Origin of the sequence: Bacillus sp. FSL L8-0654 (assembly GCF_038629965.1) — a bacterium.
Lineage (GTDB): Bacteria > Bacillota > Bacilli > Bacillales > Bacillaceae > Bacillus > Bacillus safensis.
Genome location: NZ_CP152026.1, coordinates 773261 through 789412, shown reverse-complemented (window position 1 = coordinate 789412; position 16152 = coordinate 773261). Strand labels below are relative to the sequence as shown.

The window sequence follows — 16152 nt, the reverse complement described above, 5'->3', positions numbered from 1 at the left end:
GGAAAGTCAACAGAAGAATTTAGAATTCAATTTATTGCATATAAAAAGCCCTATTTCAAATAGGGCTCGTTGTTTGATGAACTTTATTTATCCTTAAGAATATGTTTAGCCGCTTCTAGTGCTGAAGCTGCTTTAGGCCATCCGATATAAAAACTAAGATGAGTGATGACTTCAATCAATTCGTTCTTCGTGACACCATTTTCTTTGGCAAGATGTAAATGGTATTCCAGCTGATTCAGGCTGCCCGTACTTACTAAAGCTGAGACTGTAATCAGACTGCGATCTCTAAGAGAAAGTTCCTCTCTTCTCCACAAATCTCCAAAGAGAACTTTTTCTGTATACTCAACAAATGCTGGGGCAAAATCTCCGAGAGTGAATTTTACAGTTGGCTTGATTGGTTGATGCATAGCTATTTCCCCTTTCATTCGTTCTGTTACTTGATCATCTGCGCAAGTCCTTCTCCAAAGGACCAATTCTCCAAGCCTGTCTCAATCAGCATAATGAATACATTTTCTTTCGGGATATGAAGCTGGCAATACAACTGGTCAGCTATTTCCTTATATAAAGACTGCTTCTGCTCCTCGGTTCTTCCTGCACCACATGTAATTTGGATATATAAAAGACGATGATCTCTTTCATGACGAAGAAGATAATGGGGATCATAAAAAAATTCTTCTTTCTTATGTGAACTGAATACCTGAAAGTAGTCTTTTTTAGGAACTTGAAATTCTTTCATCAGAGCCTTCATGATCGTTTGGCTAACAGAAGCTAAGCTTTCTGTATCGTACGCATTTTCCATATAGCTGACTTTTACAAATGGCATGAATGTCATCTCCTTTTTTCTGTCTACATTCATTTTACATCCCAATACTTGTTTTATATAATTGAATAATAGGTAAAATCGTATTCATATATCGAATGGAGATTATTAGAAATGGACTTAAAAGAGTTAAAAGCATTTCAAGCCATCATTCAGGAAGGGACATTCTCAAAAGCCGCTCAAAAATTGAATTATGCACAGTCAACCATAACGAATCAGATCAAACGATTAGAAAAGGAGTTAGGATTTCAATTGTTTGTAAGAGGATGGGAGGCTGAATTAACCCCTTCAGGACAATTGTTTGCCAAAGAGATTGATCAGCTGATTCTCCATTGGCATTTTGTATTAGAGCAATCACAAAAACTCCAAAAAGAAGAAATCGGAACCTTGAATATAGGCGTCATAGAACCAATTGCTGCCACTATTCTTCCTTCCGTCCTTCAAACATTCAGGAGCCAAAAACCAAATATCACATGCCATTTTATCATCGGTAATACAGATTTCCTTCACAAGCAGCTGCTCAAGGGTGAGATTGATTTTGCCATTGCAGGGGAACCAGTGATGAATACACTTCCGTTTGAGGATTTGTATAAGGAGGAAATGTCTTTTATTATCGCAAAACAGCAGGCAGATCAAGTTGGACCGATTTCATTGATCAAGGATCTTTATGAACAGCCTTTGATTATTGGCGGGGAAAGTTGTTTATATCACATAAAATTACAAAAGGAACTCTCAAGAATAAATGTGGAACCGTTCACTTACACCATCAGCCAAATTTCAGCAATTCCATCATTTCTAAAGGCGTTTCCTTCCGTCGGGGTGGTGCTTTCTTCTACCCCATTATCAGACGAATTTGTGAAAGTTCCAATTGAAATGGAGGACCCTTTTATCCCAATAGGAATCTTAACTCATAAAGAACCCCATCTCTCTCTGGAAAACACGAAGCAGCAGCTGCTTAATCTATTTCGTCAAGAAGCGGAGCAATTCACATGCTCGTGATCTCGTATCAAAAACAAAAAACCTAGATTTCATACATCTAGGTTTTTTAATCTTTCAAGCCATTTCAAGATCGCTCCACTTTTAAAGAAATTGAATATGGCTCCCTCACTAAATCGCTCAGCTCTCAAAGCCCCCATGATGAGAGCAAGTACACACTGCGCATTTAAATTTGAAATGTCCACATGCTCCATATCGTTCGTTCCCCATTCAATTCCATTTTCTAAGAGGATTTCACTATAGCGGGTAAGTTCCATTTCTTGATGCTGTTCTGCAAAGGTATAGACATCTTCAATAAAGCGTTGGACCGTTTCGGAATAATTCACAAAGGGCATTTGGATTGGGCGTTCAGCTGTTCCATCATTTTCTTGGTCGATCACCCATTCTCCTATACGATCCTCCTGAAGCATCGGTATGTATTTTGTTAGAATCTCGAATTGACTCATCGTTATCCTCCTCTATTTTTTAGAATGCTTTCAAGCCCGACAATAATAAAAGGAAACATTTTCAGGCCATGTATCGTGCATACAGGAGTGACATTAGTTTAGAATTAAGCTGGAGCCTTCAAATAGATCGAAGGCTCCATTTCCAACTAAATTGCTCTAGCTAAAATAATAAATCGGTGTTGTTTTGCGTCAAAATAACCCTTTTGTTCAATGGTTTTATGAATGGTGTATAATTCATCCTTGAAATTACTTATTTCAAAACCTGGCACTTGCCAAGGAATTGCTTTCAGATAATACACCAATGCTCCGATATCATAAAATCTTTGAATAGGGAACTCTTCTGCACTTTTCAACACCTCAAAATGATTCTCCTGTATTTCGTTTAAAGCTTTCTTTAAGTTCCAATCAATAAAATCTTTATTTATTGGTACCCTTAGATTCTCATTAATCTCTATGCAATCGAGTCCACCGACTTGTTGAGTTAGAAAAATACCTTCTTTCGAGATAATTCTTCTCACCTCTTTAGATGAAAATGACTCATGTTGATTGATGATAAGATCAAATTTTCCAGTCTCAAACGGAAGATTTCCATCATTAGAAATTTGAACTACCTTCACTCCTAAGGGTGTTAATCGTTCTTTTGCGATAGGTACATTAGGCAAGTAACCTTCTGTAGCATAAACTGACGTTGGAAAAGGTCTTAATTTTGATAAAAACTCTCCACCACCTGTTCCCATGTCCAGCATTGATTTTGCATTTTGAACAAGAGAAGTAGCTATACTACCATATGACCATGAAAGCAGCTCACTTTTCATTCTTCCAGTTTCAGATATGAATGAGAAATCCCACCCAACAAAAGGTTCATCTGCTTGTTTTATAAATGAAGAAAACTGTTTGGCATTCATCATAATCCCTCCAATTATCATTTTGAGTTTAATGATTAAATATTTGGCGGGCCTCTTACGAATGTATAAAGTTGTTATTTTTCATGTTCTTTCAGTCTCATATTGAATCACTCCCATTAAAATACTTAAAATTATATTTAAAGAGCACCTTGCCGAAGACCTTGATTTTATATTCATCCAGCTGATAATTGCGTGAGACATAAGTTGTTTTGAGAATCGAGAGTACATGATGGGTGTCTCACTATAGAGAACTAAGTACAATAAGAACCCGAATAGGAAAAATAGATTGTTAGTTAAAGTAAAACCCCTCCTGTTGGAAGGGTTTTTATCATTTAGATACTGCCTTTTCTATTGCTGGTTTCGGTCCATCATAGCTGTCATTTCCTTTTTATTTAAGAGATAAAGACACCACACACTCCACATGCGCCGTATGCGGAAACATATCAACTGGCTGCATGTATTCGATTTTGTAGTCTTTTGACATGTATTCAAGGTCTTTTGCTAGTGTGGATGGGTTGCAAGAGACGTAGACAAAGCGTTTTGGTTTGACTTGTTTGACGGTGTCTAAGAAGGTGCGCTCGCAGCCTGTTCTTGGCGGGTCGACGACGATGACGTCAGGGCGGAAGCCTTCTTTGACCCATTTTGGTAGCCAATGTTCAGCTGTTCCTGTCACATAGGTCGCGTTTTTCATGCCGTGTTTTTTGGCATTTTTCTTGGCATCATCAATTGATTCTTTGATGACATCCATTCCTCGTACTTCTTTGGCGCCTTCTGAAAGCCACATCCCAATGGTCCCAACGCCGCAATACGCATCGACAACCTTTTCTTTGCCAGTCAGTTTGGCCGCTTTTTTCGCTTCATCGTAAAGCTTTAGCGTCTGCTTTGGATTCAATTGGAAGAAAGCACGTGCACTCAATTCAAAGGAGACGTCTCCTAAAAATTCTTGGATGACCATATTGCCAGCTAGGTGAGATGTTTTATGGCCGAAGATAACCGACGTTTTTTCACCATTAATATTGTGCATGATAGACGTCACTTCAGGCAGTCGTTTTTGAATGGCTTCTGCGATTTCTTTTTTCTTTGGAAATTCAGGTTTTGATGTGACAAGAACGACTTGTACTTCACCTGTTTCAAAGCCGACACGCACGACAATCGAGCGTACGTCGCCTTTTCTTGTACGTTCATTGTAGACCGATACGCCGAATTTCTCTAAAATTTTGCGGACAACGCCCGTTGTTTTGTTCGTTTTTGGATGCTGCACGATACATTCCTTGATCGGTACAAGCTTATGGGAATTTAGTCCATAAAGTCCTGCAATGATGTCTCCGCTGTGAGAACGTCCTACTTGGAACTGACTTTTGTTTCGGTAATGCCACGGATCTTCCATGCCGATCGTTGGCCGAATATCAAGCTTTTCAACCGCTAGCTTTGTATGGCGCTCCATTGATTGAATGACAATATCACGCTTTTCATTTAGCTGCTGCTCGTACGCCAAATGCTGAAGCTGACAGCCGCCGCACTGTTCGTATACTGGGCATGGCGGTTTGACTCGATGCTCGGAGCGCTTTCGCACTTTCCTCACTGTACCTTCTGCATATTTTGCTTGGACATTCGTTGCTTCAACCACCACTTCCTCACCTGGAAGCGCACCTGAGACAAAGACCACTTGCTTTTTAAAATAACCGACCCCTTCACCATTAATGCCAAGGCGTTTAATGGTAAGCGGGAACTGCTGTCCCTTTTGCAAAAGGGCACCTTGCTGTTTTTCTTTCACTTTATTCTCTCCGTTCTATTTAAAACCTTAATAGGTTGTCTTCATTTTATTCCATCTCATTAGTATACCACGTCTTAGACAAAGAGAGAAAATGCCTTTCATTTATTTATCTGTCTCAATGCTTCTCCATAAATATAAAGAAGCGTAGCTTAAATATGGGGTCCACTCCTTGCTTAGCGCTGACATCTCTTCTTTTGTCGGTTTTTCAGGCAGGTCGAAGTGCCGTTTGATTGCATTTTGAATGCCGATATCTGCCATCGGAAAAAGATTTGGTCTTCCAAGCCCATTCATGAGCACATTTTGAACCGTCCAAGGTCCAATCCCTCTAATCGGAAGCAATCGCTCTTCCACCTCCAAATCAGATAAATCGTGTAATTCCTCTAAACAAAGTGAGCCGCTCACAATTCGTTTCGATACATCGATGACATATTCTGCTTTTCGCTGACTAAATTGAAGCTTTCTCAAATCATCTGTTTCAAGAGAGGCAATGGTTTCTGGTAAAGGATCAAACCATACACCTTCTATTTGCTCGCCGTACGTATGGACAAATCGTTTCGTGAGCTCGTAAGCAAACGAAAGATTAAGCTGCTGATGAATGATACATTTCATTAAACAATGATATAAATGAAAATCCAGCATGAGCGGCGTTCCGATATGCTGCTCAAAAATGGGCGCTAGATTGGTTTGAGAAAAATGGTCTTGAATCATGTGTAATTGATGCTCCATGCCAAATATCCGTTTCACCTCAGAAAGAAGGGGTTCCTCTGGGCCGTTTGATCGCACACGGAACATAGGCGCATCTTTTGTTCCAGTAGCTTGAACGATGACCACGTACGGTTTTTGCTCTAATCTGATCGGCACTTTTATTTCTCTTTGACTCAAATCGACTGCTTTTAATGGATCACTTGATAAGCGTCTAAGCACTTGATCGAAATGATACGGCGGCTCTACCGCAAGCTGTTTTTCCCACATACATGTCCTCTTCCTTTCTGCAAACATACGCAGATGTGATTGTTTCATTTTGCATGAATGATTCTCTAGATTGAATACTTTTAAACATAAAGAGTACAAGAATTTATCAGTTATATCTTCCTTATTTGTGGTCATTCTCCTTTTGGATAGATGAAAGTTTTTAGTCGAATTCAGCTAAAATTCGACAGCATCCTGCAACATTTTAGGCTCATTTTCCTTAAATTAGAAATAGAACCTCTGGGTGATATCTTCCATTCCAAAAATATTTGTATAATTATGACATATCAAGGAGGTGAACAAAGAAATTAGCGGATTAGGCAATCATTTGTTTTATCTTGCAGGAACATATTTACCTCATTGATGACCGGCTTTACTTAGTTTCACATTTTACAAAAAAGAAGACCCAAAATTTAAAAACAAAGGAGATCCGACCAATGAAAAAAACAATTCTTTCTGTTGCCCTTGCCACTGCTGTTTCTTCGACACTGCCAGTATTCGCTGACGCTGCTGAGCCAAAAACTTCAGCACCTGTTTCTACTACACTTCAGCAAACTGTCTTAAACAAAGCTGCTGAAGGTAAAGCATCTACAACTGCAGGAAACGTTAATATTAACTTTGATGTACTTGGTATTGCAAATGCATTAATCAATGCTGCAAATGCTAACACAAACCGTGAAGGCTTTGTCAAAGGATTAATGGAGTCTGCTTTCTATGCTGCCGGCGCAAAATACAATGTCATGGTATTTAACTTAAGTCAAGGTTATGAGACTCGTTTCAACGGCGTCAAAACGTTTGCTACTGTGAAATACGGAAGTATTACGTACGGAGTCTGGGTATTTGAAAATGGATCTTTCACAAACAAAGGTGACGGCGGCTACATCAACTGGGCATTTAGAGGCTGGTTCGACCGTAATGGTGGTTTCGTCAACTTCCGTCGCCCTTAATTCTCGGTTTTATCCATCAATCATACACGCACATTGAACCGATCTCAAAAATGAGATCGGCTTTTTTTATGAAGAAAACGTATAAGTTCACCGGCGCTGCTTCATGATATAATGCAAGTCTGGAGGGGTGCACATGCTGAGAAAACTTGCAGTGACAAAAAACGGCGACTTGATTGAACATGCAACATTGCAGCAGCTTTCAAGCCCCGATATCGCCTGGTATTGGATTGATTTTCATGCGCCAACGGAAAAGGAAGCAGCGCTTTTAAAGGAATATTTTCATTTCCATCCACTCGCGATTGAAGATTGTTTTCATTATTTACAGCGGCCCAAGCTTGATTTTTATGAAGGATATTTGTTTTTCGTGCTGCATGCCCTTAATCAAAAAACGCTTCGTTCTGAGGAAGTCGATCTGTTTGTTGGTGAAAACTATATCGTGACCTTTCATTTGAAAGAAGCGCCGTACGTTGAACGTGTGATTCGAAAGCTCAAAGGCTCTGATAAAGCGAGAAACAGCGGACCTGAGCATATTGCCTACATGCTGATTGATGAGCTTGTTGATGATTATTTCCCTATTATTTATCAAATTGAAGACAGGCTGAATGAAATTGAGGATGAAGAAGGGCATAAAACGTATGGCACGCTGATGAACGAAGTATTTGGGATTCGATCCGATTTGCTCAAACTGCGAAGAACGATTATCCCAATGAGGGACCTTTTATATCGTATTGTGAACACGAATATGATGAAAAGCGATCCAAACCGCCATGCTTATTTTAATGATATTTATGATCATCTTTTGAAGTTAACCGAGATCGTTGAGTCAAACCGTGATATGACAGCCGATTTGCGAGACAGCTATCAGACGCTGAATTCCAACCGGATGAATGCGATCATGATGACATTGACCATTGTATCGACCATTTTTATTCCGTTGACCTTTATTGTTGGGGTGTACGGAATGAACTTTGACAACATGCCTGAATTACACTGGAAATACGGCTATTTTGGCGTGCTGATTTTTATGGGCCTCCTCGTCACGGGGATGCTTTTGTGGTTTAAACATAAAGGGTGGTTTAGGATTTTTAAATAGTGTTTGACTCTTTTTTCACCTCATCACTCTCTTTAGTTTCAGCGTAAAATCAGAGAGGGAAAATCAAAAAGCCTGCAGGTCTTCTGCAGGCTTCTTTCTATAGCTGTGGCAGATGCCATACTTTTTCAAGCATGAGATCGTCTAGACTTTTAAAGGAATATCCTTGTTTTTTCAGAGCGGTGATGGCATCATCCAGCGCTTCTGCATTGTCTCTTGAGACGGTATGAAGTAAGTAAATGGCACCTGGGTGTGCCTGCTTCATCATTTGATCGTATGCATACTGTTTTCCTTTTTGATGATGGATATGCCAGTCCACAAACGCCACTGACCAGAAAATGGTTTGGTAGCCGAGCTGTTTTGTTTCTTTTAATACCCTTTCACTGAACACACCGCGCGGCGGACGAAGATAGAGGTTATCCTGTTTTCCTGTGATTTTGTACACATCTTCATTGACACGGTCCAGTTCTTCTTTGATTTCTTTTGTACTCTTTGTTGTTAAATCAGGATGGTGATAAGAATGGTTGCCAATGATATGACCTTCCTCTGCCATACGTTTGACAAGCCCCGGCTGGTCCTTTACAAAATGACCTGTCACAAAAAAGGTGCCTGGTACTTGATGTTTTTTCAGCACGTCTAAGATCTTGGGTGTGTACCCATTTTCATAGCCATTGTCGAAGGTAAAATAAATCTCTTTCTTTTTCGTGTTGCCTAAATAGAACGCATCATACTTTTTTAAGAGTGCCGTCAATTCTTTGCCCGCATCCGGCGGCCTGTGCTCTTTACTTTTCGCAAATCCCCAGTTAATGGGCTTATTAGACACGGCTTCCGCTTCTGAGAGAGGCATGGAAACAAAAAGCGCACATAAACAGATCAGCATGAATTTTTTCATTTACGTCACTTCCCGGTTTTTCTTCTATTGTGCAGAATAAGACCGAGACTCATACACCGATTCTCCTGCCAATTTAAAGAAAAAAGCCCGCACCGCGCGAGCTATTCTTCCTTCCAATCATTTTTAAACCGTTCATATTTCGCTTCTAGGTCGTCAATCATCTGGATCAGTCTGTCTATATCCTCAACGTCTGTTGATTCAGGATCTAATGAATCAATCACATTCATAAACATATCTAATCGGTTCTTTAAATAATCAACCTGCTGCTCTTTGCTGTCTGCTGCCTTACCCATCGATACACTCCCTTTAGCATTTGTTTATAGCTTATCTTTTTTTCCTTTGTAAATCAATTGTGTCCCTCTTGCGTATAACCGTGATGAGGCTTAAAATTAACTGTTGGCGGGTCTACGTTTGCCCGAATGAAAAGGAGATAGATACCATGAACCAAAAAACAGCACTTCGTCCGATCACACCTGCATACGACCCTTGGGAAGCCTATCTCGATGTGCAGGATTACGGAGAAATGAAGCTGACTAATATTGAATTTACGACAACAACGCTGTGTAACATGAGATGTGAGCATTGTGCGGTCGGCTATACCTTACAGCCTAAAGACCCGAATGCGCTGCCGATAGATTTACTGCTTCGCCGTTTAGATGAAGTTCCGCTCCTGCGCTCACTCAGTATTACAGGCGGAGAGCCCATGCTTTCTCTTAAATCTGTACGGGAATATGTCGTCCCTTTATTAAAGTATGCCCATGAACGCGGCGTCCGTACACAGATCAATTCAAATTTAACCCTTGATTTGGCGCGGTATGAAGAAATTATCCCATACTTAGATGTCCTTCACATTTCACATAACTGGGGCACTGTCGAAGAGTTTGCAACGGTCGGTTTTGCCATGATGGATCGAAAACCAACCTTTGAGCAGCGCGAGAAATTATTTAACCGCATGATTGAAAATAGTCAAGCACTTGTCAAAGCGGGCGTAACCGTATCCGCTGAAACCATGCTGAATAAGCGCACACTTCCATATATCGAACACATCCACCGGCAAATCGTCGAGGAAATGAAATGCCAGCGCCACGAAGTTCACCCGATGTACCCAAGTGATTTCGCCAGCGCCCTTGAATCATTGACGCTTCCGCAAATGCGGGATGCGATTCATCAGCTGCTTGATATTCGTGATCAAAACACATGGATGTTGTTTGGCACCCTGCCATTTTATTCATGCAGCACAGATGAAGAAGACCAGCGACTCCTCAACCGATTGCGCCAGGAGAAAAATGTCACGGTACGAAATGACCCTGATGGACGTTCACGGTTGAATGTGAATATTTTTGATGGGAATATTATTGTGACAGACTTTGGCGATACTCCGCCGCTTGGAAACATCGCAACTGATACATTGCAATCAGCCTATACACGCTGGATGGACACAAAATTAGCAAAAGAATTGAATTGTCATTGCCCAAGCGTGCAGTGCCTCGGTCCGAATGTTTTAGTGAAAAACAGCTATTATCAAGATGTTGATTTTACTTCTCGTACAGCCAGGGGGTAACCGATAGATGGACGATACATTTCTGACAGTGGTCAAAAACAAATACATTGAAATTCTCCTTGTTGGACTCATTCTTTGGCTTGCTGTCTTTATGATTAACAAAGCCCTTCAAATTTTCTTTAAACGAACTGAGTTTATAGAGGACAAGAAGAAGAAAACGATCGAGAGCTTAGTCAAATCGGTCACGCAATACACCGCTTCGATTTGCTTTGTGCTCTATGTCATTTCTCTGTTCTTTCATGACTTTGGGAAAATTCTTGCGGGTGCTGGTGTTGCTGGGATCGTCATCGGTTTTGGCGCCCAGACGCTGATTCGTGATATTTTAGCAGGCGTTTTCCTCATCTATGAACGCCAGATTCATAAAGGGGATTATGTGACGGTGAATAACCTCTTTAATGGAACCATTGAAGAGATTGGTCTCCGCTCATTGCAAATTAGAGAATGGAGCGGCAAGCTGTTAACCATTTCTAACGGAGATATCCGTCAAATCCAAAACTATAACATGCACTACATGCGGATTACGGAATCTGTGTTAATTAGCGCGAATCAAAACCCAGATATCGCCTTTCAAGCACTTGAAACAGCATGTGACAATTTAAATCAAATGCATCATGATTTTCTTAAAAAAGACGAATTTCAAAACGCCATTGAACCCTTTCAAGTTCATGGAATTATGGGTCTGAATAAGCTGAATCGCGGGATTGAAATCACAGTAAAGGGAATGGTCGAAGACGAAAAATACTTCGACGCCGCCCTCGCTGTGCGAAAAGAAATGATCAAACAACTTCATCAGCATGATGTCAAATTGCTTGAGGATCTCGCTTATCCTCAGCCTGCAAAATAACCTCATTTATGATGGGGTTATTTTTTTATATACAAGTTGCCGGGCTGACTCGGGCTTGTGAGAAACATGGAACACTTGAACATTCGCTAACAATTCTCTTCATTTCAGCCCCTCTAACTTCTATCCTCTTGACTGATTCATGTATAATAGATAGCAGAATGATTTCATGCAGCATGGGGACCCTCATACTGTGTATTTTCTAAGTGAAAGAGAGTGAATAAGATGGGTCGTAAGTGGAACAACATTAAAGAAAAGAAAGCATCAAAGGATGCCAGTACAAGTCGTATTTACGCAAAATTCGGGCGTGAAATCTATGTGGTTGCCAAACAAGGTGAGCCAAACCCAGAATCAAACCAAGCACTTCGTTTTGTCCTAGAACGTGCAAAAACATATAGTGTCCCAAAACATATTGTGGACCGTGCCATTGAAAAAGCCAAAGGCGGTGCGGAAGAGAACTTCGATGAGCTGCGCTACGAAGGATTTGGTCCAAACGGATCAATGGTGATCGTTGACGCCCTCACCAATAACGTAAACCGGACAGCTTCAGATGTTCGAGCAGCATTTGGGAAAAACGGTGGAAACATGGGCGTAAGCGGCTCTGTTGCCTACATGTTTGACGAAACAGCTGTCATCGGTGTCGAAGGGAAAAGCGAAGAAGAAACGCTTGAGCTATTAATGGAAGCAGACGTTGATGTACGTGACATCATGGAAGAAGATGAAACGGTGATTGTGTACGCTGAACCAGATCAATTCCATCAAGTACAAGAAGCATTCAAACAAGCCGGCGTAGAAGAATTCACTGTCGCTGAAATCACAATGCTTCCGCAAAACGAAGTGACATTAGACGATGAATCGAAAGCACAATTTGAAAAGCTGATCGATGTATTAGAAGAGCTTGAAGACGTGCAGCAGGTTTATCATAATGTGGATTTAGGGGAATAAAAAATTTAAGCCATAGTAGTCGTTGAGTTCATTCAACTTCTACTATGGCTTTTTTTCTCAAAAAAAAATGTAATATATGTATAAAGATGTTAATGTCTACAATTTTCAAGGAGATGAGTTTCATCTTTAAAACATGGTGGTTTTCTTATTATGGATTTATGATCATCCCTTATTTTGGCCTATGTCTTATTTTCAACAACTTACCGATATTGACTAAAGTTATCTTCTTTCTTTTTATCATTTGGTATTTATATAACGCCTTTGACTTTTACAAGAATGAACTAAAAAGAAAAAAAGAGAAAACCTCTTAGAAAAAAACAGTCATCTCCTCTTTTGATAAGAGGAGATGACTGTTTTAATTCATCCCTTGAAACCCAAACGTCAAGTGATCCTGAACAGGAATCCAAGCGCCGATTCCTTGTGAGGTCACGTTTTTTACGACGAGTTTTCGTTTATTTCCTTTTAGCACAAGGTACACTTCTCCGTATGTGACCTTACCTTTTTCGTTAATCGCTGGTGCATAGGCATGAAGCGATGCTGCTTTTTTCGGAGAGACGTGGTATGACTGATCTCGTTTTGTTCCTGCACCAATCACGGTGTCAAAAGCGAGGGGCAGCTTTGTTTTTTGAATCGCTTTTTGCATCATCAATGTTTTCACATCTTCTGGGTTCGGCACTTTTGCTGTGAGGCCGCCACTTACTTTCACTTGCTGCTTTTGAACGTATTTTCCAATGGCTGTTTTGTTGCCGCCTCTGTTATCAATGTGGTTCGTATTCACTTTTTTGTATTCCCAGTTGGCGACCGTTTCGTTTGAATCGTAGCTCAGCGCCCATCTTCCGAGGAAAATGGTCGCACGGTATCCAACAGCTAATGGCGTCCCTGAAATGCTGGATTCATTCAGCATTTTAATCAAATGAGTATTCTCAATCGGTACACTTGTTGTTTTGAACAATTCAGCCGTCAGCTCGCTCGGCTGGAGCAGCGGCTGATCCTGTGACGCGTTGGGATACGTATTCTCCTTGGAGATACTGGCGACAGAGGATGGCACTTTAAATGGCTTTGCCGCCTCTGCTGGAAAGCTGTATAGAAAACTTAAGGATAAGAGAACAACAAACATGATGCGGAGCATCTTTTTCATATCATCACTCTTTCTCATTCATTTTTCCATAGTATTTTCCGCAAAGACGTCCCTTATCCACAAAAGATTATAAAAGGAAAAATCCAATCGCCATAATAAAATAGGCAGCGAGTAATGTGGCGCCTTCAAACCAGTTTGTATCCCCGTCATTAGATAAAATGACCGTGAGCAGCACAGAGGATGCCATCGCAATGAGCTCTGGCAAGGAGAAAATGAGCGGCATCTGCTTATCAAAAAATAGCGAGCTAATGACTAGGATTGGCGCGACCATCATGGCAACCTGAAGTGTGGAGCCAAAGGCAATTTCCACTGCTACATCCATTTTGTTTTTATACGCCATGATGACAGCTGAGGCATGTTCTGCGGCATTGCCGACGATGGCCACAATAATGACACCGATAAACAGCTCACTCCAGCCAAACTGTTCTCCTACCGTATCAAAAGTATGAACAAGACGCTCTGAAATGTACGCAACTGCAATCGTCGAAAGCAGCAAAATGACAGTGGCAAACTTTCCAGACCATTCAGGTGTTTCTTCTTCCGTCTCCGCTTCACCTTGCATACTGTCCTGCTTAGCAACATAGACTCCGCGGTGGCTGACCAGTTTGAAATAGAGCGCCGCGACATAAAGCAAAATCATCACAATGCTGATCCCAATGCTTAAAACAAACTGCTTATTCTCTGCCATCTCCATCGAAAACACTTCTGGAATGACAAACGCTACAATGATGGCAAACATGAGCAAGCCTGAATTGTGCCTTGCATCATGGACATTGAACACTTGGCGCTTATATTTTAATCCGCCAACAAAAAAAGACAGCCCCGCCACAAGCAGTAAATTTCCGATGACTGATCCAGTTAATGAAGCAAGTACGATGGCCGTCAGTCCTTGTTTTAAGGCAAAAAACGATATGATTAATTCCACTGCATTTCCGAATGTGGCGTTTAAAAGTCCGCCAATTCTAGGTCCCGCAATGATGGCAAGACTTTCTGTGGCTCTTCCCATAAAACTAGCAAGACCAATAATGGCGATACAATAAACGGTAAACATGATGACCTGCGGGAAATGAAGAAAACTGCCAATCACCGATAGCGGAACACCGATTGCGACAATCACAAGAAATAAACGATTCATACAGCCATTCTCCTTTACATATGTCTGACTGTTATTCTTTCGTGAGTGCCGTCATCGTATACATTTTAGATTCGCGCGTGTGAGAGGGTGATATCAATACTCTCTTTCACGGACTGCACCATAGAGCAGTGCTTCAATGCAAGGGTGATCATTTTATCGATTTGTTCATCAGATGTATTGATGTCTTCAAATAAGATATGTAAATGAATGCAGGAAATTTTGTTTACAGCTCCTGCCCTTGTCGTTTCAGATGTGATCGTCATCCCTTCATAGGATATTCGCTTTTTACGGCATACATGAATGAGCATTTCTCCAAAGCAGCCTGCAATGGCTGAGGTGAGCAATTGAGATGGGCGGTACCCCAGTTCTTCTGTTCCTGAAATAGGCAGCTGCCTGTCCTCAATAAGTGCGATCCAATGATCCTTTTCGTATGTCAGCTTCATTCCTTTTCCACCTTTCTATTGAAACCCCTCTGGTTCCATTGTACGATGAAATCATGAACTTGTAAGGAGCATCTTATGTCGAGAATTCACTTTATGATTTTAATTTTACTGGTATCCGTATCCGGTTTTTCACAGGGTGCATTACTTCCTGTCATTTCCATTATTTTTGAACATGCCGGCACTTCTCCTACGTTAAACGGCCTGCATGCCACAGGCTTATATCTCGGTGTGCTGCTTGCGTCTCCTTTTATGGAAGCACCGCTTCGCCGGTTTGGATTTAAGCCGTTAATCGTCATTGGAGGAGCTGCTGTCTTTTTAAGCTTGTTTAGCTTTGTGTTTTTTGAATCTTATGTCGTCTGGTTTTTCCTCCGGCTCATGATCGGGATTGGTGACCATATGCTGCATTTCTCTACACAGACGTGGGTGACCTATGCTTCATCATCAAGAAATCGCGGACGAAATATTTCATTGTATGGATTATCATTTGGACTCGGTTTTGCCGCCGGCCCTTTTTTAACGCCGCTCATTGAGATCAATCCAGCCTTGCCTTTTATTATTTCTGGTGCCGTTAGTTTATGTATTTGGCTGCTTGTGTTTGTTTTAAAAAATACATATCCAGATACAGGCGAAGTGCAAACGTCAGAGCAGACAAACAGCTTGAAGCGCTTTAAAAAGGCCTTTCAATTTGGCTGGGTCGCCTTTATGATGCCATTTTGCTACGGCTTTTTAGAAACGACGCTTAATAGTAACTTCCCTGTATATGCGCTAAGAAGCGGTGTGACAGTAGATGCAGTTGCGTTTATTTTACCTGCGTTTGCCATTGGGAGCATTGTCTTTCAGCTTCCTCTTGGGATGCTTAGTGACCGGTTTGGCAGGCGCCGCATCATTTTATGTGTGACACTCGCTGGATCATTCTTTTTCCTTTTGGCAGGGATTTTCATTCAATCCGTTTTGGCTGTGGCCATCTGTTTCTTTATCGCTGGAATGGCTGTAGGCTCTACCTTCTCGCTTGGCATCAGTTTTATGACCGACTTATTGCCAAAGCATCTTCTTCCCGCCGGGAATTTAATGTGCGGGATGGCGTTTAGTGCAGGCAGTATTCTCGGGCCGGTACTCGGAGGATTCTTTGTGCAAACGTTTGAAGGAATGAATTTACTTTACCTTGTCAGCATCGTCATATTATTTGTGTTTTGCTGCGTTCGATTTGGGAGAACGCAGGCAGTGCTGGAAAGTCACTAAAATGGGGGATC

General features: G+C 41.2%; 18 protein-coding genes. 7 read left to right on the top strand and 11 right to left on the bottom strand.

Annotation, left to right across the window (positions count from 1 at the left end):
* Positions 1–83: 83 nt before the first annotated feature.
* Positions 84–407 (bottom strand): carboxymuconolactone decarboxylase family protein, encoded by a 324-nt coding sequence (locus MHH65_RS03880; protein ID WP_098676645.1) that lies wholly within the window; start codon positions 405–407, stop codon positions 84–86.
* 26 nt (positions 408–433) lie between these two features.
* Positions 434–823 (bottom strand): tautomerase family protein, encoded by a 390-nt coding sequence (locus MHH65_RS03875; RefSeq protein ID WP_095407989.1) that lies wholly within the window; start codon positions 821–823, stop codon positions 434–436.
* Positions 824–934: 111 nt separating this feature from the next.
* Here MHH65_RS03875 and MHH65_RS03870 point away from each other — a divergent pair, with 111 nt between their 5' ends.
* The gene (locus tag MHH65_RS03870) at positions 935–1819 is read left to right on the top strand and encodes a LysR family transcriptional regulator (protein WP_098676646.1); all 885 of its coding nucleotides are present in this window, start codon (positions 935–937) and stop codon (positions 1817–1819) included.
* A 29-nt stretch (positions 1820–1848) separates the two neighbouring features.
* Here MHH65_RS03870 and MHH65_RS03865 read toward each other — a convergent pair whose 3' ends face one another.
* The 4 genes from MHH65_RS03865 to MHH65_RS03850 all read right to left on the bottom strand — a co-directional run bounded on the left by MHH65_RS03865 (position 1849) and on the right by MHH65_RS03850 (position 5913).
* Complete coding sequence (locus MHH65_RS03865) at positions 1849–2262, bottom strand: DUF6508 domain-containing protein (RefSeq protein ID WP_098676647.1); 414 nt, start codon at positions 2260–2262, stop codon at positions 1849–1851.
* A 146-nt stretch (positions 2263–2408) separates the two neighbouring features.
* Positions 2409–3167 (bottom strand): methyltransferase domain-containing protein, encoded by a 759-nt coding sequence (locus MHH65_RS03860; RefSeq protein WP_098676648.1) that lies wholly within the window; start codon positions 3165–3167, stop codon positions 2409–2411.
* 388 nt (positions 3168–3555) lie between these two features.
* Positions 3556–4941, bottom strand: coding sequence for a 23S rRNA (uracil(1939)-C(5))-methyltransferase RlmD (rlmD, locus tag MHH65_RS03855; protein ID WP_098676649.1), 1386 nt, complete (start codon positions 4939–4941; stop codon positions 3556–3558).
* Positions 4942–5043: 102 nt separating this feature from the next.
* Entirely contained in the window at positions 5044–5913 is an 870-nt protein-coding gene (locus MHH65_RS03850; RefSeq protein WP_024425842.1) for a DNA-3-methyladenine glycosylase, read from the bottom strand.
* A gap of 434 nt (positions 5914–6347) precedes the next feature.
* On the opposite strand from MHH65_RS03850, the gene MHH65_RS03845 reads away from it, so the two are divergent.
* Complete coding sequence (locus tag MHH65_RS03845; RefSeq protein WP_024425256.1) at positions 6348–6857, top strand: hypothetical protein; 510 nt, start codon at positions 6348–6350, stop codon at positions 6855–6857.
* A gap of 133 nt (positions 6858–6990) precedes the next feature.
* Positions 6991–7950, top strand: a complete 960-nt coding sequence (gene corA / locus MHH65_RS03840; RefSeq protein ID WP_024425843.1) for a magnesium/cobalt transporter CorA — start codon at positions 6991–6993, stop codon at positions 7948–7950.
* Between the two features lie 97 nt (positions 7951–8047).
* Here corA and pdaA read toward each other — a convergent pair whose 3' ends face one another.
* Both pdaA and MHH65_RS03830 read right to left on the bottom strand, forming a co-directional pair.
* Positions 8048–8839: a delta-lactam-biosynthetic de-N-acetylase gene (gene pdaA / locus MHH65_RS03835; RefSeq protein ID WP_034283706.1), complete on the bottom strand. Its 792-nt coding sequence runs from the start codon at positions 8837–8839 to the stop codon at positions 8048–8050.
* A gap of 101 nt (positions 8840–8940) precedes the next feature.
* Positions 8941–9132 carry an SE1561 family protein gene (locus MHH65_RS03830; protein WP_012009274.1) on the bottom strand — a complete coding sequence of 64 codons (192 nt, stop codon included), beginning with the start codon at positions 9130–9132 and terminating at the stop codon, positions 8941–8943.
* A 146-nt stretch (positions 9133–9278) separates the two neighbouring features.
* Between MHH65_RS03830 and yfkAB the strand changes: the two genes are divergently transcribed.
* The 3 genes from yfkAB (at position 9279) to MHH65_RS03815 (ending at position 12186) form a co-directional block, all read left to right on the top strand.
* Positions 9279–10400: a radical SAM/CxCxxxxC motif protein YfkAB gene (gene yfkAB, locus MHH65_RS03825; protein WP_041106321.1), complete on the top strand. Its 1122-nt coding sequence runs from the start codon at positions 9279–9281 to the stop codon at positions 10398–10400.
* A gap of 7 nt (positions 10401–10407) precedes the next feature.
* Positions 10408–11244 carry a mechanosensitive ion channel domain-containing protein gene (locus MHH65_RS03820; RefSeq protein WP_024425846.1) on the top strand — a complete coding sequence of 279 codons (837 nt, stop codon included), beginning with the start codon at positions 10408–10410 and terminating at the stop codon, positions 11242–11244.
* A 222-nt stretch (positions 11245–11466) separates the two neighbouring features.
* On the top strand, positions 11467–12186 hold the full coding sequence (locus MHH65_RS03815) for a YebC/PmpR family DNA-binding transcriptional regulator (RefSeq protein ID WP_342497895.1): 720 nt from the start codon (positions 11467–11469) through the stop codon (positions 12184–12186).
* Positions 12187–12541: 355 nt separating this feature from the next.
* On the opposite strand, the gene MHH65_RS03810 is transcribed toward MHH65_RS03815, so the two are convergent.
* The 3 genes from MHH65_RS03810 to MHH65_RS03800 all read right to left on the bottom strand — a co-directional run bounded on the left by MHH65_RS03810 (position 12542) and on the right by MHH65_RS03800 (position 14902).
* Positions 12542–13303: a YfkD famly protein gene (locus tag MHH65_RS03810; protein WP_223255680.1), complete on the bottom strand. Its 762-nt coding sequence runs from the start codon at positions 13301–13303 to the stop codon at positions 12542–12544.
* 88 nt (positions 13304–13391) lie between these two features.
* Positions 13392–14459: a calcium/proton exchanger gene (gene cax / locus MHH65_RS03805; protein ID WP_034283700.1), complete on the bottom strand. Its 1068-nt coding sequence runs from the start codon at positions 14457–14459 to the stop codon at positions 13392–13394.
* A gap of 65 nt (positions 14460–14524) precedes the next feature.
* Positions 14525–14902 (bottom strand): OsmC family protein, encoded by a 378-nt coding sequence (locus MHH65_RS03800; RefSeq protein WP_268413710.1) that lies wholly within the window; start codon positions 14900–14902, stop codon positions 14525–14527.
* 75 nt (positions 14903–14977) lie between these two features.
* Between MHH65_RS03800 and MHH65_RS03795 the strand changes: the two genes are divergently transcribed.
* A complete protein-coding gene (locus MHH65_RS03795) occupies positions 14978–16141 on the top strand; it encodes an MFS transporter (protein ID WP_268413708.1) in 1164 nt (387 codons plus the stop codon).
* The last annotated feature ends 11 nt before the right edge of the window (positions 16142–16152 follow it).

Excerpts from the sequence above, each read along its gene's own strand:
- MHH65_RS03880 (WP_098676645.1), bottom strand. The coding sequence starts at position 407 with ATGCATCAACCAATCAAGCCAACTGTAAAATTCACTCTCGGAGATTTT.
- MHH65_RS03875 (WP_095407989.1), bottom strand. The coding sequence starts at position 823 with ATGCCATTTGTAAAAGTCAGCTATATGGAAAATGCGTACGATACAGAA.
- MHH65_RS03870 (WP_098676646.1), top strand. The coding sequence starts at position 935 with ATGGACTTAAAAGAGTTAAAAGCATTTCAAGCCATCATTCAGGAAGGG.
- MHH65_RS03865 (WP_098676647.1), bottom strand. The coding sequence starts at position 2,262 with ATGAGTCAATTCGAGATTCTAACAAAATACATACCGATGCTTCAGGAG.
- MHH65_RS03860 (WP_098676648.1), bottom strand. The coding sequence starts at position 3,167 with ATGAATGCCAAACAGTTTTCTTCATTTATAAAACAAGCAGATGAACCT.
- MHH65_RS03850 (WP_024425842.1), bottom strand. The coding sequence starts at position 5,913 with ATGTGGGAAAAACAGCTTGCGGTAGAGCCGCCGTATCATTTCGATCAA.
- MHH65_RS03845 (WP_024425256.1), top strand. The coding sequence starts at position 6,348 with ATGAAAAAAACAATTCTTTCTGTTGCCCTTGCCACTGCTGTTTCTTCG.
- corA (WP_024425843.1), top strand. The coding sequence starts at position 6,991 with ATGCTGAGAAAACTTGCAGTGACAAAAAACGGCGACTTGATTGAACAT.
- pdaA (WP_034283706.1), bottom strand. The coding sequence starts at position 8,839 with ATGAAAAAATTCATGCTGATCTGTTTATGTGCGCTTTTTGTTTCCATG.
- MHH65_RS03830 (WP_012009274.1), bottom strand. The coding sequence starts at position 9,132 with ATGGGTAAGGCAGCAGACAGCAAAGAGCAGCAGGTTGATTATTTAAAG.
- yfkAB (WP_041106321.1), top strand. The coding sequence starts at position 9,279 with ATGAACCAAAAAACAGCACTTCGTCCGATCACACCTGCATACGACCCT.
- MHH65_RS03820 (WP_024425846.1), top strand. The coding sequence starts at position 10,408 with ATGGACGATACATTTCTGACAGTGGTCAAAAACAAATACATTGAAATT.
- MHH65_RS03815 (WP_342497895.1), top strand. The coding sequence starts at position 11,467 with ATGGGTCGTAAGTGGAACAACATTAAAGAAAAGAAAGCATCAAAGGAT.
- MHH65_RS03810 (WP_223255680.1), bottom strand. The coding sequence starts at position 13,303 with ATGTTTGTTGTTCTCTTATCCTTAAGTTTTCTATACAGCTTTCCAGCA.
- cax (WP_034283700.1), bottom strand. The coding sequence starts at position 14,459 with ATGAATCGTTTATTTCTTGTGATTGTCGCAATCGGTGTTCCGCTATCG.
- MHH65_RS03800 (WP_268413710.1), bottom strand. The coding sequence starts at position 14,902 with ATGAAGCTGACATACGAAAAGGATCATTGGATCGCACTTATTGAGGAC.
- MHH65_RS03795 (WP_268413708.1), top strand. The coding sequence starts at position 14,978 with ATGTCGAGAATTCACTTTATGATTTTAATTTTACTGGTATCCGTATCC.